This is a genomic window from Microbacterium sp. Z10_103 (assembly GCF_058310455.1).
In genome coordinates this window covers 180,186-196,413 of record NZ_JBZEGK010000001.1, presented here as the reverse complement: position 1 = coordinate 196,413, position 16,228 = coordinate 180,186, and the positions used below count along the sequence as shown (strand labels likewise).

Below are 16,228 nucleotides of genomic sequence, written 5' to 3'. Positions count from 1 at the left end.
CCCGTGCCTAACCATCTGCGCACCTCCACCGCGGGTGCTTCTTGTCCCCCAAAAGGGGGACACGTCACGTATACTGTGCCTGGCGGCCCGGCACCGGTCGCCGAGCCCCTGACGGCGTTCACTCCGATCCGCCGCCGGGGGCTTTTCTTCGCCGTTCGCGGGGCGTTCTCAGATAGAGTCCAGGGAAATGATGAGACCGACCTCGCCACCGGCGAATCGTCGTCGCATCCGAAAGATCCTGCTGCTCGGCGGCGTCTCTCTCGCGGTCGTCGGACTCATCGCAGCCATCGCTCTCGTCGGCATCCACGCCCAGACCTTCTTCCAGATGATCTCCGCCCGCCCACCCGCCGTAGGAACCACCGTTGTCGCCCCCGACGACTCGAAGGCGGCGCGCGCCCTGGCTGACGGGAATGCGGTCACCCCCGACGAGATCGCGGCCGCCGAGTACCTGGCGGCTCAGCCCACTGCCTACTGGCTGACGCCGGAAGCCGACCCGCTGGAAACGGTCGCGGACCGCATCGCCCACCTGGCCTCGCAGGCCAGGGAGCATGAGGCGTCCGTCGCCCTCGTCGTCTACGGGCTGCCCGGGCGTGACTGCGGGCAGCACTCCGCCGGGGGGCTCGAACCGGACGCGTACGTGGAGTGGACCGAGCGCATCGGGCAGGCGCTGCGCAACGCGCAAGACGTTCCCCAGATCGTCATCCTCGAACCCGACAGCCTGGCCCTCGCTCCCGAGTGCGGCAACCTGGACGAGCGCATCGAGCAGCTCTCCGGCGCGGTCGACCGGATGGCGGGCGTGAACAGGTGGATCTACCTCGATGGGGGCCATTCCAGCTGGCTCCCCGCCGAGGAGATGGCCCGCCTCATCCGTGACGTCGGAGTGCTCGACCAGGTGCGGGGCTTCGCGACCAACGTGTCGAACTACCAGACCACGTCGGCGGAATTCGAGTACGCGCATCAGCTGTCGGAGTTGCTCGACGGCGCCCACGCGGTCGTCGATACATCCCGCAACGGTGCAGGCCCGGACGGGGATGACTGGTGCAATCCGCCCGGGCGACTGGTCGGCGATCCGGGTGGCACGTACGGCGATGGGGTGGTCGACACCAACCTGTGGATCAAGCCCCCCGGCGAGAGTGATGGCACCTGCTCCGGCGGCCCCGCCGCTGGAGAGTGGTGGCCCGAGGCGGCCGTTGAACTGACGCGGAAGGCGCGCTGAAGCGCGGATCCGCCACGCATGGGGGCGCAGGCATATGGGTGGCCCCGAAGTATGCGAAGATTGCGCTCGACACACAGCGACCGGATCGAGTGAGGCGATGAAAGCATGAGCGACTCTGCGGACGCGCAGAAGACCGCCGTGATCGTCGAGGATGATCCGGATATCAGGCACCTTCTCGTAGAGGTCCTCGAATCGGCTGGGTTCTCGACCGTTTCGGTCGGCAACGGCATCGATGGCGTTCGCGCGGTGATCGCGTATCAGCCGCTGGTCACGACGCTGGATGTCAACATGCCGGGCATCGACGGATTTGAGGCGGCACGCCGCATCCGCGCCCAGTCCGACACGTACATCATCATGCTGACCGGGCTCGAGGACGAGGCCGATGTCGTGCTCGGCCTCGGTGCCGGCGCGGACGAGTACGTGGTGAAGCCGTTCCGCCCCCGTGAACTGCGTGCCCGCATCGAGGCGCTCCTTCGTCGCCCGCGCGCGGGGGGAACGCAAGCGATCTCCGGCACTGCGCAGCAGGGGCCGGTCGGGCCCACTTTCCCCGGAGCGCGTCCGGTCACGCAGACAATCCCGGGCATGCGTCCGGGCGAGCACGCTTCCGTCCCCACGCAACTGCCGGTGGCATATGACGAGCGCCCTTCGACGGGTCCGGTCCTGGTGCCTTCCACGCAGGGCCCCGAATCGCAGACTGCTCCGGGCACCGAGGTCGCCGAGCGCGTCACCGGCGAAGTGGCCGTCATCGACGCGACCTGGCTGGTGCACCGCGACCTGCAGCTCGACCCCGACAGCCGCATCGTGCTGCTGGGCGGTGAGGAGCTGGAACTGACCCGCACCGAGTTCGATCTGCTCGCGACCCTGCTGGAGTCCAAGCGCCGGGTGCGGAGCAAGGCCGATCTCACGCTGGTGCTGCGTGGTGAGTCGTACGTCACGAGCTATTTCGTCGGCGACGCCGACAAGCGGGCGATCGAAGCCCATATGACGAACCTGCGCCGCAAGCTGGGCGACAACCCCACCACGCCGCGGTACATCGAGACCGTGCGGGGTGTCGGCTATCGCCTGACCTCCGAGCACCTCGCCCCGTAGCCCCCGCTCCCAGCCCGTCCCCTCCCGGTCCCGCACCGAGTCGAGGGCGCCCGCCCCGGACCCTGAGCGAGGAGCCCCCGTCCCGGACCCTGAGCGAGGAGCCCCCGCCCCGGACCCCGAGCGAGGAGCGAAGCGACGAGACGAAGGGTCCGCCGCCCTCCCCAGCCCCGTCCCGGTCCCGGTCCCGGACCGAATCGAGGGGCGCCCGCCCCGGACCCCGAGCGAGGGGCGCCCGCCCCGGACCCTGAGCGAGGAGCGAAGCGACGAGACGAAGGGTCCCCCTCGGTCGACAACAGAGCGCTCTCCCCAAGGGCCGGCGAACGCCGGTTATCCGCATCCGTCCGCCCCGGCCCCGCACCCCGACGTGACGCGAGCTACCGTGCGGGCATGGGCTTCGTCTACATGTTGAGGTGTCACGACGGCTCCCTCTATACGGGAAGCACAACCGATCTCGACCTGCGCCTGGCGCAGCACCAGTTCGGGGAAGGCGCGCAGTACACGCGAACGCGTCTGCCCGTGGAGCTGGTGTGGTTCAGCGAGTTCGATCGTATCGATGAGGCGTTCGGCTGGGAGAAGCGTATTCAGGGATGGAGCCGGGCGAAGAAAGAGCTGCTCATCGCCGGCCGTTACGACGAGCTTCCCGGATGGAGCCGCCGCACACGACGGCGCTGACGCGTGGTCTCCCCGTCACTCGCTCCTGTCCGGCGGGAGCGCACACCAGAGAGTTTCCGGGCCGCGTACGGGGCGACGCTTCGTCTCGCTACGCTCGCTCAGCGTCCGGGGGCCAAGACGGACCGGTCCCGGACCCTGAGCGAGGGAGCGCAGCGACCGAGACGAAGGGTCACACCGAGCACGGGGCGACGCGGCACGGGGCGACGCTTCGTCTCGCTGCGCTCGCTCAGCGTCCGGGGGCCAAGACGGACCGGTCCCGACGGGGTACGGGGCGACGCTTCGTCTCGCTGCGCTCGCTCAGCGTCCGGGAGCCGAGACGGACCGGTCCCGGACCCTGAGCGAGGGAGCGCAGCGACCGAGACGAAGGGTCCCACGCCGGAGCGACGCTTCGTCTCGCTACGCTCGCTCAGCGTCCGGGGGGCAGGGCCGACCCGTTCCGACGCGGCACCGGGCGACGCTTCGTCTCGGTCGCTCGCGCAGCATCCGGGGGCGGCCACTCGATCGAGGGCCGGACGCAGGTCGGGAGGAGAAGTGCACTCCGGAGGCAGGGCCCGGGCAGCCCGCCCTTCCGATTGCACTTCTCCTCCCCGACCGCCCGGTAGATCACCCCAGGGATCTACCAGCCTCTGCAGCCCCAAACAGCAGAGGGGTTTCCGGGTGCTCCGGCCCTCCCCAGGGCCAGCGCACCCGCATTTCTGATGCGTTCAGGTCGCATCAGACCTTGTATCCGTGTTGGCGACGGAACAGCTTTCCCACCATGAGCACGGTCTGCAGCACGGTGACGACACCGACGATCGGCCAGCCGATCCAGAGGATCGAGGACTGCACGACCGGACCCACGAGGTTCCAGACGACGGCCATCGCCACCGCCACCGCGAGGAGGACGATCAGCGGGGCCCAGTGGCCGAGCCCCCCGCCCTTCTCCGCCTGCGCCTGCATGGCCCAGTTGTCGACCTTCTTGCGGGAGAAGAACCGGCTCCAGGAGCGGACGAAGTGGCTGAGACGCACCCACATGAACGCTTCGGCGGGGAGGAAGATGGCGGCGAAGAGGATGTCGCGAGCGTTGCATTCCTTCATCGTGCGGGCGATGCGTATGTTGAGCGCGATCGCCATCCCCACCGGGATGAGCCACCACGGCGAGAACACGAACGCATTGATCGACAGCGAACCGGCCAGCAGCGTGAAGAACGCCACGCGCACGAAGAGGTTCGTCAGCATGCCGAAGTTCTCCAACCAGCGCACCCGCAGATTCGGGTGGAAGGGCTGGCCCTTGGTGTCGCCACGCTGACCCGGCCACATGAGCTCGATGGCACCGTAGGTCCACTTGACCTGCTGTGCGTCGTAGCCGGAGAGCGTGGTCATCCCGCCGACGTTCGCGCGAGCGTAGGGGCTGATCTTGGTGAGGTAGCCGGCGCTCTTGATCTGCAACGACAGCAGAGAGTCCTCGACCTCGGAGTCGCGCACCCATGGCGTGCTCTGGTGGTTCTGCTGCATCGCGTCGCGCAGGGCGTTCGTGGCGAAGATCGAGAACTGTCCGCCGAGCACCGCCATGTTGCGGCCGCGCAGCAGATTCTGCAGGTTGAATGCCGCGAACTGTGTGCGCTGGCCGGCGATGAGGAACCTCGCCAGGAGGCCCTTGATGCGGCGGTCGTCGATCGAGTAGATCGCCGAGATGCCGCCGATACGCGAGTCGGCGACGGCCTCCGACTCGAGGTACTCGACTGCCTTCGGGTCGGCGATGGTGTCGCCGTCGACCCCGAGCAGGTAGTCGTAACCCTCGACCAGGGAGTAGCCGTAGTTGAGCGCGCCGACCTTCTTGTCGGGGTTCTTGCCGATGTCGTGGACGAAGACCTCGGTGAACTGCTCGCCCAGGTCGGTGGAGATCTCGTGCGGGCCGCTGTACTGCGAGGCGATCTTGACCGTGTTGTCAGAGGTGTTGTTGACCACCACGTGGATGACGTCGGGCACCCGCGTCTGGTTCAGCAGGGCCTCGATGACCTCGGCGATCGACTCTTCCTCGTTGTACGCGGGGATGATGCAGCCGATGGTCGACCGGTGGACCGTGGTGTTCTCCAGCACGGAAGAGAACTCGTCCGGGAATCCTGCATCCGATGCAGTCGGAACGTCCTGGTGCGCGAACAAAGGCGCATTCGCCGGGCGGGCGAGGGAGGTGCGCGGTTTGTTCACGGTTTCTCTTCCTGATCTGCGGAGGTCGTCGGCGCTGCCGGCAGGAACAACACTCCGACACCCGCCGCGAGGAACGCCCCATGTCTCGCCAGCACCACCGCAAGGTTCGCGCAAGAAAGCTGCGGCGAGCGCGGTCACCGTCATCAGAAACAGGCCCGCCTGGATGGCGCGGCCGGGGACACCCGGGTCAGTAGACTGCACCGTATGGCAGTCGCGAACAGCCTCCCGGCGACGTCGCCTGCCGATGGCCTTCTTCCCGAGGAAGAGGGCGATTCACCCGAGAGCCGGACCCGATCGATCTGGTTGCTGCAGCTCGTGCTGGCGGCGAGCGTCGTGGTCACCGTACTCGTGGTGCAGGCGCTGGAGCCGACGCTCTTCGGCCTCTGGACCTTCTCCACGGGCATCGCGATCATCATCGCTCTGACGGCGGTGACCCTCATCGTGCCGTGGCGTCGCGTGCCGCGGGACGCGGTCCTGCTGGTGCCCTTCGTCGACCTCGTCGGCGTCAGTTTCCTCGCGTTCAACAGTGAGCTGCGGTTCGGGTTCTTCTGGGTCTTCCCCATCATCTGGATCGCGACGCACTTCGCCCTGCCCGCGCTCATCACGGCCCTGGCCGTGGTGGGGGCCGTCATCATCCTGGACGCCACGCTGACGGGCCTGGGCCCCGATACCGCCGTGCGGCTCATGGTCGTCCTCCTCGCACTGACCTTCATCGGTCTCACGACGTACCTCTCCGCCCGTCAGAGCCGTGCGTTCAAACACCTCCTGCGACGGCAGGCCAGCCGGCTCCAAGGCACGCTCTCCCGCGTGAGCGGCCAAGAGCGGCGCGTCTCGCAGATGCTCAACGGCCTCGACACCGGCATCGCGCGCCTCTCCCGCGGTGGCGAGGTGCTCGCCCTCAACGAGACATATGTGTCGCTGTACGCCATCGACCGCGACGATCCCAAGCGCCCCGGCGGCTCGGTGGAGTACGCCGCGCTACGGGGGGAGCCTCTGCCCGAAAGCGACCGCCCGTTCGCCCGTGCCGCACGCGGCGAGCTGTTCGAGGATGAGCGGGTGTGGCTGTTCGACACGCACGGCGAATGGCACGCGCTGTCCGCATCCACGCGACGGCTCACCCCCTCCACCGACGAGCCCGACACCACGCTGCTCATCGTCCACGACATCACCGCCCTCATCGAGGCCGAGCGGGCGCGCGAGCGACTCGCGGCGGTCGTCTCCCACGAGTTGCGCAACCCGCTGACGGCGATCATGGGTCATGCCGAACTGGCCCTCGACGGAGACGCTCTGGCACCGAAGACCCGCGAGCAGTTCCAGGTCATCGAGAACGCCGCCGAGCGGATGCAGACCCTGATCTCCGAGATCCTCGCCGGATCGCGCGCCGAGGCGCGCGATCACAAGGTGGACTCCTCCGCCGACTGCCGCCGCATCCTCGACGCGTCGCTGGAGTCCTTCCGGCCGGCGGCAGACGGACGCCGTGTGCAGGTGACGATCGACGCCCCGGAGGCTCTTCCCGTGCGCGGCGACGCCTTCCGGCTGCGTCAGGCGATCGACAACATCCTCAGCAACGCCATCAAGTACACCCCCGGGGGCGGGTCGGTCCGCATCTCGGGCAGGCAGCGCGACGGGCGAGTCGTCCTGGACTTCGCCGACACCGGGATCGGCATGGCCGCGGAAGACATCCCGCGCATCTTCGACCCCTACTTCCGAGCGCGGACGGCTCAGGAAAGCTCGACCCCCGGCACGGGGCTCGGAATGGGGATCGTGCGCACAATTGTGGAAGAGCATCGGGGTACGCTTGGCGTCGAAAGCGAGCAGGGCACCGGCACCACGGTAACGATCAGCCTGCCGACCGGCGCGGAGGCATGACGCAGTCCATGGGTTCGCTCGCCGTTGAAAATCTCGGGATCGCTCAGGCCGTCGTTGCCGCGCTTGGCACGGTCATGATCATCGGGCTGGGCTTCCTCCAGCGCCCTTCCCGCCCATCGCTGCTGTGGTCGCTCGCCTTCATCCTGGCCATGGTGAGCACATGGGTGAGCCTCGCCGGCGAAGCGCTCGGCAACGAACCGGTGCGACTGCTCGGGCTGGGGCTCATGCTCGGCGCGCCCGCCCTCATCTGGTCGGGCTTCCGAGCGCGACGTGGTGTGCGCGCCCTCCCCTGGATAGGGCTGGTTCAGTCGCTGGTCTCCGCCGCCGCCCTCGTCCTCGCCGGCGGCACCGACGTGTATGGACTCATCTTCCGCGTGCTGTTCTTCGGCGCATCCGTCTTCGCGGGCCTGACGTTGCTGGAGATCCGCCGCTCAGCCGACCGCTACGACCGCCTGGTGATCCCGCTCGGTCTGGTTTCGGCGGCCTTCCTCATCGTCGGCGCCTTCACGCTGCTCGTCGGGCTCGTCTTCCCGACCGGCATCGGCAGTGATCTCGCCTTCGTCCGGACGCTCAACGCACTGGGCATGCTCATCTACCTCGTCTGCGCGACGGTGAGCCTGCTGTTCTTCACCTCCGTCTCGCCGGTGGGCGTCCACACCGCAGCGTCCTGGCCGCAGTTCACCGTCACCGCCACCGACCGCCTCGCCCGCGCGCGCGCCGGCGCCGAGACGTCGTGGGCGCTGCTGGCCGTGCGCATCGACGACCCCGAGGAGATCCGCGCGGCCGCGGGCGATGCCCCCTTCGCCCGCATCGTCGAGCGGTTCGAGCGAACCGTCCGGACCTCTTTCCCCGCCGAGGCGGACATCGGTCGTGACGGCCGCGGACGGATGGTCGTGCTCATCGACCGCCCCGGCGCCGTGCTGCGCGAACATGTCCGCACGCTGCTCCGGGAGATCACCGAGATGGATGCGGCGCAGCCGATCTCCGTGCAACTATCGGCGAGCGTCGGGTGGGCGCCGGCCGACGTCGTCGGATACGACTTCGCCGCCCTGCTCGCCGCCGCGCAGCACGCCTGCGACGAGGCATCGGAGCGCGGCGGAGACCGCTGGCAGCGGATCGGCGCATAGCCTCAGTCGTCGGTGGCGCTGGGGCTGGCACCCCCACCGGCGATGGCGATCCGGACGCCGTCGGTGGCGGTCTGCTTGGCGTACTCGTTCGAGGTCGGTGTGGTCTGCACGAGGAACTCGTACGTGAACTGCAGCGTCACATGCGTCGCGGCGTCGGGGACGGCGCCGATGCGAAAGGTCTGCGAGTAGCTGTACGGCGAAAGGACGGGATACCCGGCGGTCTGGTTCGACTGGTCGACCTGGGCCTCGAGCGGCGGGAAGGTCTCGGTCGCGTTGGCAGGGACGGCGATCATCGACACGCGCTGCAAACCCACCTGCTGGCCGTCGTTCGGTGTGACCGTCGTCGTCATCGACATGCTGATCGGCTTCAGAGCGCCGGGTGTCCACTCGTCCATGGAGAGCGTCGACCAGTAGTCGACAGCGGCCGCGACGGCGCCTGCCTGCAGCGCACGCTCGGTCGATCCGCTGGAGAGGTCGTTGGGTACCGGCTGGGGGACGGGGGGTGCGGAGCGCGTCGGCGTCGGCGTCGCGCCTCCGGCGTCGGCGACATCCCACGGGGCGGGTCCACAACCGGTGAGGGCGAACACCGCCGTCAGAGCGGCCGCGGCGCCGACTCGTGCGCGGCGACCGGCGGATCGAACCATGAGGCACCCTTCGTCGTTCGCCGCCAGTCTAGGGGGAGCGGACCCACCCCCTCGCGTAGGACATCCCCCCGGGCTCGCCTAGGGTGAATCGGGTGACCGAATACCCCGTGAGCCGCTCTCGAGAGGTCGCGGGCCGCGTCGTCGCGTGGATTCTCGCCGCCGTGCTGGCCGTCGTCGTTCTCGGCGCGGTGTGGATCGGCGTGCGGGGTGTGCTCGCCTACGGGCACCTCACCGACGCCCGCGCCTCCGCCGCTGACGCCGAGGCCGCTCTCGCCGACCCGTCGAAGGCGGCCGACGTCGTGGAGAGGATCGCCCGCGACACGTCCGCCGCCCGTTCGCTCACCGGCGACCCGGTCTGGGCGCTGGCCGAGGGCGTGCCGTGGATCGGCCCGCAGTTGAGCGCGATCTCGACGATCACTCAGGCCGCTGACGACGTCGCCACCCACGCCATCGCCCCCCTCGCCCAGGTCGCGACCTCCTTCTCGGTCGACTCGCTCCGGCCTCAGAACGGCCGCTTCGACATCGCTGCCCTCGCGGCCCTCAACGAGCCGGCCACCCGGAGCGCCGCGCGCCTCGCCGACGCGTCGGCCGAGGTGGCCAGCATCCCCACCGATGCGCTCGTCGCGCCGCTGCGTCAGCCGATCACAGAAGTGCAGACCCTTTTCCGTGATGTCGCATCCGGCGCCGACGCCCTGCAGCGGGCCACGGCTCTCATGCCCGCGATGCTGGGTGCCAACGGGCCGCGCGACTATCTCGTGCTCTTCCAGAACAACGCCGAGTGGCGCTCGCTGGGCGGTATCGCCGGCGCCATGGCCGTTGTGCACGCCGAGGGTGGCACGATCGCGCTCAGCGCTCAGGGCTCGACGAGCGACTTCCGGCGATACACCGATTCGGTGCTGCAGCTTCCCGCCGACGTCGAGCAGATCTACCACGAGCGGCCCGCGCTCTACGTGCAGAACGTCACGCAGGTTCCTGATTTCACCGTCGGCGCGCCCCTCGCGCGGGAGATGTGGAAGCGCGAGTTCGGCACCGAGGTCAGCGGAGTCGTCGCGGTGGACCCGGTGGCCCTGTCCTACCTTCTCGAAGCGACGGGACCTGTGACGCTCCCCACCGGCGACGTGCTGTCGGCGGAGACGGCGGTGCCCCTCCTGCTCAACGAGGTGTACCAGCGCTACGAGCGGCCGGTCGATCAAGACGCGTTCTTCGCCGCCGCCACCGCGGCCGTGTTCGGCACGCTGTCATCCGGCGCCGTGGATCCCGCCAAACTCATCGCGGCACTGGGCAAGGCCGGGCAGGACCGGCGCCTGTACCTGTGGAACGCCGACCCGGCCGAGCAGGCGATTCTGGACGGCACGAGCCTGCAGGGGCGCCTGCCGCACACGGATGCGAAGAGCACCGAATTCGGCGTGTACCTCAACGACGGCACGGGCTCGAAGATGGACTACTACATGAACGTCGCCACGGCGGTGGGATGGTGCACCGACACCGAGGGGTCGCCGGATGCGGTGCTGACGGTGCGGCTGCGCAGCGATGCGCCGGCGGATGCGGCGTCCCTGCCGGACTACATCACGGGCGGGGGCGCCTTCGGTACTCCCCCAGGCACGACGGAGAGCGTGGCCTACCTTTATCTGCCGGCCGGATCGGAGATCGTCACCGCGGAGGGTGCGAGCCCGGTACCCGGTGAGACGGTCGGCTTCGGCGGAGGAGTGCACGACGGTCGGCGCGTTCTGTCTTGGGCGACGTACCTCCGCCCAGGAGAAGAGGCGACGGCGTCGATACGGGTCCGGACGCCGCATACCCCGAGCCTTGATGTCGTCACCACCCCCACCGCTCACCCGGTCGAGGCAGCCGCCCTCCCCGACGGTTGCCGACCCTCGGAAGGATAGACTGGCGTCGCGCTGTGCGCAGTTCCTTCCCTCCCCCGGAAGCGGTTCGATGAATAAGCTCTTCCCCCGCGTCGTCGCCACCGTGGCGCTCGCAGCCGGCGCCGTGTTCGCCGTGCCAATGGCAGCCACGGCATACCCCGACGATGACGCGGCGCGCGTGTCGGATGCCGCGATCGAACCCGGCGGCACCGTGAGCCTCACCGTCGCTGACGGCACGTTCGCCCCGAACGAGCCGGCGACCATCACCGTCACCGGGGAGAACGGTGCCGACGTGACGTTCGGCATGGTGCGTGCTGCCGTCTCCACAGCGACCTTCCGCGACGCCACGACCAACGCCGAGGGCGGACTGGACCCCGTGCGCCTCACCTTCCCCTCCGACGCGCGAGGCGCCTATACGATCGCCGTCTTCACCTCGTCGTCGCCGGGTGACACCGTCACCGTCACCGTCAACGGCCTGAGCGCCACCGGGGCGGACTTCGGTCCGTACCTGGGCATCTGGGTCGGCGGTGGCGCGCTGGCCGTCGCGGGCGGGGCCGTCGCGGTGGCGACCGCCGTCGTCCGGCGCCGGCGGGACGCCGCCTAAGGCACCGTGCGGCTCAGGCCACGTCGGCCGCTCGCGCCGCAGACACCTGGGCGGTGACGAGGATCGGCAGATGGTCGCTCGACCCCTGTGGCAGCGTGCTGATGTTCTCGATATCGAACAGGTAGGACGTGGCGAAGTCGTAGTGGCCACGGAAGAACCGGTACCTCGTATACGTGCGCGCGTCGCTGAGCGTCAGTTCGTACCCCTGCGCTCGCACCTGCTGCCCGAGGTTCTCCTTGAACACCGGGTAGTTGTAGTCGCCCACCATGAGGGCCGGCAGCCCCGCCCCGAGGTTCTGCAGCTCAGCGAGCGCCGTCCGGATCTGATGCCGTCGGAGAGAGTTCAACGCGGTCAGGGGGGCAGCGTGGAACGACGCGACGATGATGTCGCGACCGTGGTCGATGTCGTGCAGACGCACCCCCAGCATCCGCTCTTCGGCGGGCCGGAGCACGTAGTCGTGCAACGACTTCTTCAGCGCGATGGCGCGCACCTCCACCGGACGGAAGGTGTTGGCCCGGTAGTAGACGGCGAGCCCCAAGCGGTTGCGCTGCGTGGCCTCGGCCAGCCGCAGGCCCCCGATCTCGTCGGGCATCTCCCGGGTGTCGCATTCCTGCAGACAGAGGACATCGGCACCGTGGCGCTGGACCAGCGTGACCAGCTCGCCGGCGGCGCGGTGCTTGCGCAAGTTGTACGAGATGACTCTCATTTCGTTCCCACCCTGGCATACCGTGCCGGCGGACGGAGAGGATTGACACGGACCCTCAGCGTTCCCCAAGTGGGCTCATAGCCGTCACTCCGCATCGCGGCGATTGCGGGTCTGGTCGGCCCGTTGGGCGAGCAGGTCGTCTGCCGGATATCCCACCTCGAGGAGCGTGAGCCCTCGGGCGGCGAGCACCTTCGTCGCTGGGGTGCGGATGCCCGCGTCCCGGATCTGCGCGACCTCGCCGATGTCCAGGCGCCCCTCTCCCACGGCGGCGCACGCACCCACGAGCGCGCGCACCATGCTGTGACAGAACGCATCCGCCTTCACCTCGGCGACGAGCACGCCGGAGGCGTCCCGCTCCCACCGGAAATCGAGCAGGGTCCGGATCGTGGTGGCCTCATCCCGCGGCTTGCAGTAGGCGGCGAAGTCGTGGAGACCGATCAGCGACCGAGCGGCAGCATCCATCGCCGCCTCGTCGAGAGCAGCACGCACCGTGGTGGTGCGGTGCCGCTCGAGCGGATCGTATCCGGCCGCGGCATCGGCCAGCCGATAGCGGTACCGGCGCCACACCGCGGAGAAGCGCGCATCGAATCCGTCGGGAGCGAGGCTCGAGCGCGTCACCGTCACGTCCGGGTACGCACCCAGGATGCCCCGCAGCCGGCCCGCGAGCGCGGCGACGGGGTCTCCCCCACGGCGCCCCTGCGGCAGGCGCTGCTGCTGCGCCTCGTCGAGGTCGATGTGGGCCACCTGGCCCGACGCATGCACACCCGCGTCGGTGCGGCCCGCCACCACGAGCCGGGGCCGCGTGCCCAGGATGCGGGTCAGCGCCGCTTCGAGCGTGCCCTGCACGGTGCGCAGGCCCGGCTGCGTCGCCCAGCCGCGGAAGTGCGTCCCGTCATAGGCGATATCGAGACGGATGCGCACCCGCTCAGCCTAATCGGGGTTGATGGAGGGCTCCGCTGGTCTCGTCAGAAGTGGCGGGTGAGCACGCGCTCGCGATCGGTGGCTGAGAATCCCAGGCGCTCGTAGAGGCTGTGGGCACCGGTCGGACTGGCCGTGTCCACGTCCAGCACTGCCTTCTGCAGCCCGGCCGCACGGGCAGCCTCCAGAGTGCGGGCGACGACGGTGGGAGCGTAGCCGCGTCCACGGCGATCGCGGACGACACCGATGAGGTCGATGTACGTGTTCGGCGCGCCCAGCGCCTCCCAGTCGTCCTCGTTCACTGAGGCGAGGCAGAACGCGACGATGCGGCCGTCCTCGACGAGGAGGGTCGACAGGTCAGGGCGCAGGAAGGGGCCGTCGACGAATGTCCGCCACGCGTCCTCGGCCGAGGGCAGGCTCGACCAGTGATCGCGGAACGCGTCGTTGCGCGCAGCGAGAGCATCCAGCGCCCGGTCGGGCGTGTAGGCCTCCAGCGACGCGCCGTCCGGCGCCGGTCGCTGCGGGATCGGGTCGCCGAGGTCGCGGACCATCGTGGTGAACCACCGCTCCGTGGCCATCCCCAGCCGCTCGGCGAGGGCCGCCGCATCCGTGTTCCGCTCCTCGGTGTAGAAGGCCACCTGGCCCGGGAGAGGAGCCTCGATCGAGCCGAGGTGCTGCAGGGCGCGGTCGTACGCCCAACGCAGAGCGACCGCGCCGATGCCGCGCCGGCGGTACGCGGGATGCACCGCGCCGTCGAAGTACACCTTGGGGGCGATGTCGCGGGAGGGGTGGAAGATCGCGCTCGAGGCCGCCACGAGGGTGCCATCCGCGGCGAACGCGAGGACGGTGTCGCGCGCATGGTCGATGTGCGCCACCGCGAACGTGTCGGCGATCTCCTCCCGCGGGGTGGTGTACGTCGGGTGGTCGACCCGGCCGGCTGCAGCGAGCAGCGCGTGCATCGCGTCGATGTCATCCGGTGTCGCGCCGCGCCAGCGCGCCACCTCGGGGTGCTGGGGCGCCGCGATCTCCACGGGCGCGGGTACCCGCGCGGCCAAAGGGAGATCCATCACTCGTTCATCCGTCACCGATTCAGCCTACGACGAGACCCCCGTCCGAAATGGACGGGGGTCTCGGTCGATCCGGGAAGGATGTTACTTCTTCGCGTCCTCGGCAGCAGCCTCGGCGGCTTCGCCCTCTTCGGGCGACTCGGCACCGGCCTCGGCCGACGCGTCGTCCGCAGCATCCGCCTCGGCGACCTCGTCGGTCACCTCGGTCTCGGCGGCATCCTCGGCGACGGGTGCGTCCTCAGCGGGTGCGTCCTCGGCGACCGGTGCGGCGGCGGGTGCCGTCGCGCGAGACGTCTTGGTGGACTTCACCTTCGGGGTCACGGGCTCCAGGACGAGCTCGATGACAGCCATCGGGGCGTTGTCGCCCTTCCGGTTGCCGATCTTGGTGATGCGGGTGTAGCCACCCGGGCGGTCGGCGACCAGCGGCGCGATCTCGGTGAAGAGGACGTGCACGACCTCCTTGTCACCGATAACGCTCAGCACCCGGCGGCGCGCGTGCAGGTCGCCGCGCTTGCCGAAGGTGATGAGGCGCTCGGCGAGCGGGCGCAGGCGCTTGGCCTTGGTCTCGGTCGTCTGAATCGACTTGTGCGTGAACAGGGCCGCGGCGAGGTTCGCAAGCAGCAGACGCTCGTGGGCGGGGCCGCCGCCGAGGCGGGGACCCTTCGTGGGCTTGGGCATGTCTCAGTTACTCCTGGAAGGTCTCGTGTCGGGAAGCCGCGGTCAGACGGTCTCTTCGTCGTAGCCGCCGTAGAACTGGGCGCCGTCGAATCCGGGCACCGAGTCCTTGAGCGACAGACCGAGCGAGGTGAGCTTGTCGCGCACCTCGTCGACCGACTTCTGACCGAAGTTGCGAATGTTCATGAGCTGCGTCTCCGAGAGGGCGACGAGCTCCGACACGCTGTTGATGCCCTCGCGCTTGAGGCAGTTGTACGAACGCACCGACAGGTCGAGGTCTTCGATCGGCATGGCCAGCTCGTTGGAGAGAACCGTCTCCACCGGCGCGGGGCCGATCTCAATACCCTCGGCCTCGACGTTCAGCTCGCGGGCGAGGCCGAACAGCTCGGTCAGGGTGCGGCCGGCGGAAGCGACCGCGTCGCGCGGGGCCATCGAGGACTTGCTCTCGACGTCCAGCACGAGCTTGTCGAAGTCCGTACGCTCCCCGGCACGCGTCGCATCCACGCGGTAGCTGACCTTGAGGACCGGCGAGTAGATCGAGTCGATCGGGATCTGGCCCGCCTCGGCGTACTCGTTGCGGTTCTGGGTCGCCGAGACGTAGCCACGGCCACGCTCGATGGTGAGCTCGAGCTCGAACTTGGCGGTGTCGTTGAGGGTCGCGATCACCAGATCCGGGTTGTGCACCTCGACGCCCGCGGGGGCGGAGATGTCAGCCGCGGTGACCTCGCCGGCGCCGGTCTTGCGCAGGTAGGCGGTGATGGGCTCGTCGCGCTCGCTGGAGACGACCAGCTGCTTGATGTTGAGGATGATCTCGGTGACATCCTCTTTCACACCCGGGATGGTGCTGAATTCGTGCAGTACGCCGTCGATGCGGATGCTGGTGACGGCGGCACCGGGGATGGAGGACAGGAGGCTGCGACGCAGCGCGTTGCCGATGGTGTAACCGAAGCCGGGTTCGAGCGGCTCGATGACGAAGCGGCTGCGGAACTCCCCGATCTTCTCCTCGGTCAGAGTGGGACGCTGTGCGATGAGCACTATGGGTTCCTTTCGATCACGTGCCCGCTATATGACACGTGCGGTGGGTGAGATGTTGAGTTGTACTCGGGGATGCCGGGGGCTCCGCAGGAGCGGAACCCCGCGGCATCCGCGTGGAAGAGAGGGGGACTGGGTCAGACGCGGCGGCGCTTGGGCGGGCGGCAGCCGTTGTGCGCCTGCGGGGTGACGTCCTGGATGGACCCCACCTCGAGGCCGGCGGCCGTCAGCGAGCGGATCGCGGTCTCGCGACCCGAACCCGGACCCTTGACGAAGACGTCGACCTTCTTCACGCCGTGCTCCTGCGCCTGACGGGCGGCGGACTCGGCCGCCATGCCCGCGGCGTACGGGGTGGACTTGCGCGAGCCCTTGAAGCCCACGCCACCGGAAGACGCCCAGCTGATGACAGCGCCGGACGGGTCGGTGATCGAGACGATCGTGTTGTTGAACGTCGACTTGATGTGGGCGTGGCCCAACGCGATGTTCTTCTTCTCCTTGCGACGCGGCTTGCGCGCAGCGGACTTGGCTTGTGCCATGGTGTGCGGTTCTCCCTAAAT

At 69.1% G+C, this 16,228-nt stretch carries 15 protein-coding genes; 7 read left to right on the top strand and 8 right to left on the bottom strand.

Features of this window, described 5'->3' with window-relative positions; all coding sequences use genetic code 11:
- Positions 1-187: 187 nt before the first annotated feature.
- The 3 genes from AC4FS2_RS00870 to AC4FS2_RS00860 all read left to right on the top strand — a co-directional run bounded on the left by AC4FS2_RS00870 (position 188) and on the right by AC4FS2_RS00860 (position 2,977).
- Complete coding sequence (locus AC4FS2_RS00870) at positions 188-1,216, top strand: glycoside hydrolase family 6 protein (RefSeq protein WP_491176091.1); 1,029 nt, start codon at positions 188-190, stop codon at positions 1,214-1,216.
- Positions 1,217-1,321: 105 nt separating this feature from the next.
- Complete coding sequence (locus AC4FS2_RS00865; RefSeq protein ID WP_491176089.1) at positions 1,322-2,305, top strand: response regulator transcription factor; 984 nt, start codon at positions 1,322-1,324, stop codon at positions 2,303-2,305.
- Between the two features lie 387 nt (positions 2,306-2,692).
- Positions 2,693-2,977, top strand: a complete 285-nt coding sequence (locus AC4FS2_RS00860; protein ID WP_491154353.1) for a GIY-YIG nuclease family protein — start codon at positions 2,693-2,695, stop codon at positions 2,975-2,977.
- 714 nt (positions 2,978-3,691) lie between these two features.
- On the opposite strand, the gene AC4FS2_RS00855 is transcribed toward AC4FS2_RS00860, so the two are convergent.
- Complete coding sequence (locus tag AC4FS2_RS00855; protein WP_491155690.1) at positions 3,692-5,119, bottom strand: glycosyltransferase family 2 protein; 1,428 nt, start codon at positions 5,117-5,119, stop codon at positions 3,692-3,694.
- A gap of 249 nt (positions 5,120-5,368) precedes the next feature.
- On the opposite strand from AC4FS2_RS00855, the gene AC4FS2_RS00850 reads away from it, so the two are divergent.
- Both AC4FS2_RS00850 and AC4FS2_RS00845 read left to right on the top strand, forming a co-directional pair.
- Entirely contained in the window at positions 5,369-7,033 is a 1,665-nt protein-coding gene (locus tag AC4FS2_RS00850; RefSeq protein WP_491154355.1) for a sensor histidine kinase, read from the top strand.
- The gene (locus AC4FS2_RS00845; protein WP_491154356.1) at positions 7,030-8,160 is read left to right on the top strand and encodes a hypothetical protein; all 1,131 of its coding nucleotides are present in this window, start codon (positions 7,030-7,032) and stop codon (positions 8,158-8,160) included. The genes AC4FS2_RS00850 and AC4FS2_RS00845 overlap by 4 nt, the downstream gene beginning before the upstream one ends.
- A gap of 2 nt (positions 8,161-8,162) precedes the next feature.
- Here the strand turns inward: AC4FS2_RS00845 and AC4FS2_RS00840 are convergent, their stop codons facing one another.
- The gene (locus AC4FS2_RS00840) at positions 8,163-8,804 is read right to left on the bottom strand and encodes a hypothetical protein (protein WP_491176087.1); all 642 of its coding nucleotides are present in this window, start codon (positions 8,802-8,804) and stop codon (positions 8,163-8,165) included.
- 92 nt (positions 8,805-8,896) lie between these two features.
- On the opposite strand from AC4FS2_RS00840, the gene AC4FS2_RS00835 reads away from it, so the two are divergent.
- Both AC4FS2_RS00835 and AC4FS2_RS00830 read left to right on the top strand, forming a co-directional pair.
- Positions 8,897-10,690 carry a DUF4012 domain-containing protein gene (locus AC4FS2_RS00835; RefSeq protein ID WP_491154358.1) on the top strand — a complete coding sequence of 598 codons (1,794 nt, stop codon included), beginning with the start codon at positions 8,897-8,899 and terminating at the stop codon, positions 10,688-10,690.
- Positions 10,691-10,739: 49 nt separating this feature from the next.
- Positions 10,740-11,273: a cell wall protein gene (locus AC4FS2_RS00830; RefSeq protein WP_491154360.1), complete on the top strand. Its 534-nt coding sequence runs from the start codon at positions 10,740-10,742 to the stop codon at positions 11,271-11,273.
- Positions 11,274-11,286: 13 nt separating this feature from the next.
- On the opposite strand, the gene AC4FS2_RS00825 is transcribed toward AC4FS2_RS00830, so the two are convergent.
- The 6 genes from AC4FS2_RS00825 to rpsK form a co-directional block, all read right to left on the bottom strand.
- On the bottom strand, positions 11,287-11,979 hold the full coding sequence (locus AC4FS2_RS00825; protein WP_491154362.1) for an endonuclease/exonuclease/phosphatase family protein: 693 nt from the start codon (positions 11,977-11,979) through the stop codon (positions 11,287-11,289).
- A gap of 84 nt (positions 11,980-12,063) precedes the next feature.
- Positions 12,064-12,900, bottom strand: a complete 837-nt coding sequence (gene truA, locus AC4FS2_RS00820; protein WP_491176085.1) for a tRNA pseudouridine(38-40) synthase TruA — start codon at positions 12,898-12,900, stop codon at positions 12,064-12,066.
- Positions 12,901-12,944: 44 nt separating this feature from the next.
- Positions 12,945-13,982 (bottom strand): GNAT family N-acetyltransferase, encoded by a 1,038-nt coding sequence (locus AC4FS2_RS00815; RefSeq protein WP_491176083.1) that lies wholly within the window; start codon positions 13,980-13,982, stop codon positions 12,945-12,947.
- 66 nt (positions 13,983-14,048) lie between these two features.
- The gene (gene rplQ, locus AC4FS2_RS00810; RefSeq protein ID WP_491176081.1) at positions 14,049-14,642 is read right to left on the bottom strand and encodes a 50S ribosomal protein L17; all 594 of its coding nucleotides are present in this window, start codon (positions 14,640-14,642) and stop codon (positions 14,049-14,051) included.
- 42 nt (positions 14,643-14,684) lie between these two features.
- Complete coding sequence (locus AC4FS2_RS00805; protein WP_491154368.1) at positions 14,685-15,674, bottom strand: DNA-directed RNA polymerase subunit alpha; 990 nt, start codon at positions 15,672-15,674, stop codon at positions 14,685-14,687.
- 134 nt (positions 15,675-15,808) lie between these two features.
- Positions 15,809-16,207 (bottom strand): 30S ribosomal protein S11, encoded by a 399-nt coding sequence (gene rpsK / locus AC4FS2_RS00800; RefSeq protein ID WP_023954078.1) that lies wholly within the window; start codon positions 16,205-16,207, stop codon positions 15,809-15,811.
- Between the last annotated feature and the right edge of the window lie 21 nt (positions 16,208-16,228).

What these genes read in the sequence shown, in the direction of transcription:
- AC4FS2_RS00850 (WP_491154355.1), top strand. Translation starts at nt 5,369, where the DNA reads ATGGCAGTCGCGAACAGCCTCCCGGCGACGTCGCCTGCCGATGGCCTT.
- rpsK (WP_023954078.1), bottom strand. Translation starts at nt 16,207, where the DNA reads ATGGCACAAGCCAAGTCCGCTGCGCGCAAGCCGCGTCGCAAGGAGAAG.
- AC4FS2_RS00865 (WP_491176089.1), top strand. Translation starts at nt 1,322, where the DNA reads ATGAGCGACTCTGCGGACGCGCAGAAGACCGCCGTGATCGTCGAGGAT.
- AC4FS2_RS00825 (WP_491154362.1), bottom strand. Translation starts at nt 11,979, where the DNA reads ATGAGAGTCATCTCGTACAACTTGCGCAAGCACCGCGCCGCCGGCGAG.
- AC4FS2_RS00860 (WP_491154353.1), top strand. Translation starts at nt 2,693, where the DNA reads ATGGGCTTCGTCTACATGTTGAGGTGTCACGACGGCTCCCTCTATACG.
- AC4FS2_RS00870 (WP_491176091.1), top strand. Translation starts at nt 188, where the DNA reads ATGATGAGACCGACCTCGCCACCGGCGAATCGTCGTCGCATCCGAAAG.
- AC4FS2_RS00830 (WP_491154360.1), top strand. Translation starts at nt 10,740, where the DNA reads ATGAATAAGCTCTTCCCCCGCGTCGTCGCCACCGTGGCGCTCGCAGCC.
- AC4FS2_RS00845 (WP_491154356.1), top strand. Translation starts at nt 7,030, where the DNA reads ATGACGCAGTCCATGGGTTCGCTCGCCGTTGAAAATCTCGGGATCGCT.
- rplQ (WP_491176081.1), bottom strand. Translation starts at nt 14,642, where the DNA reads ATGCCCAAGCCCACGAAGGGTCCCCGCCTCGGCGGCGGCCCCGCCCAC.
- AC4FS2_RS00840 (WP_491176087.1), bottom strand. Translation starts at nt 8,804, where the DNA reads ATGGTTCGATCCGCCGGTCGCCGCGCACGAGTCGGCGCCGCGGCCGCT.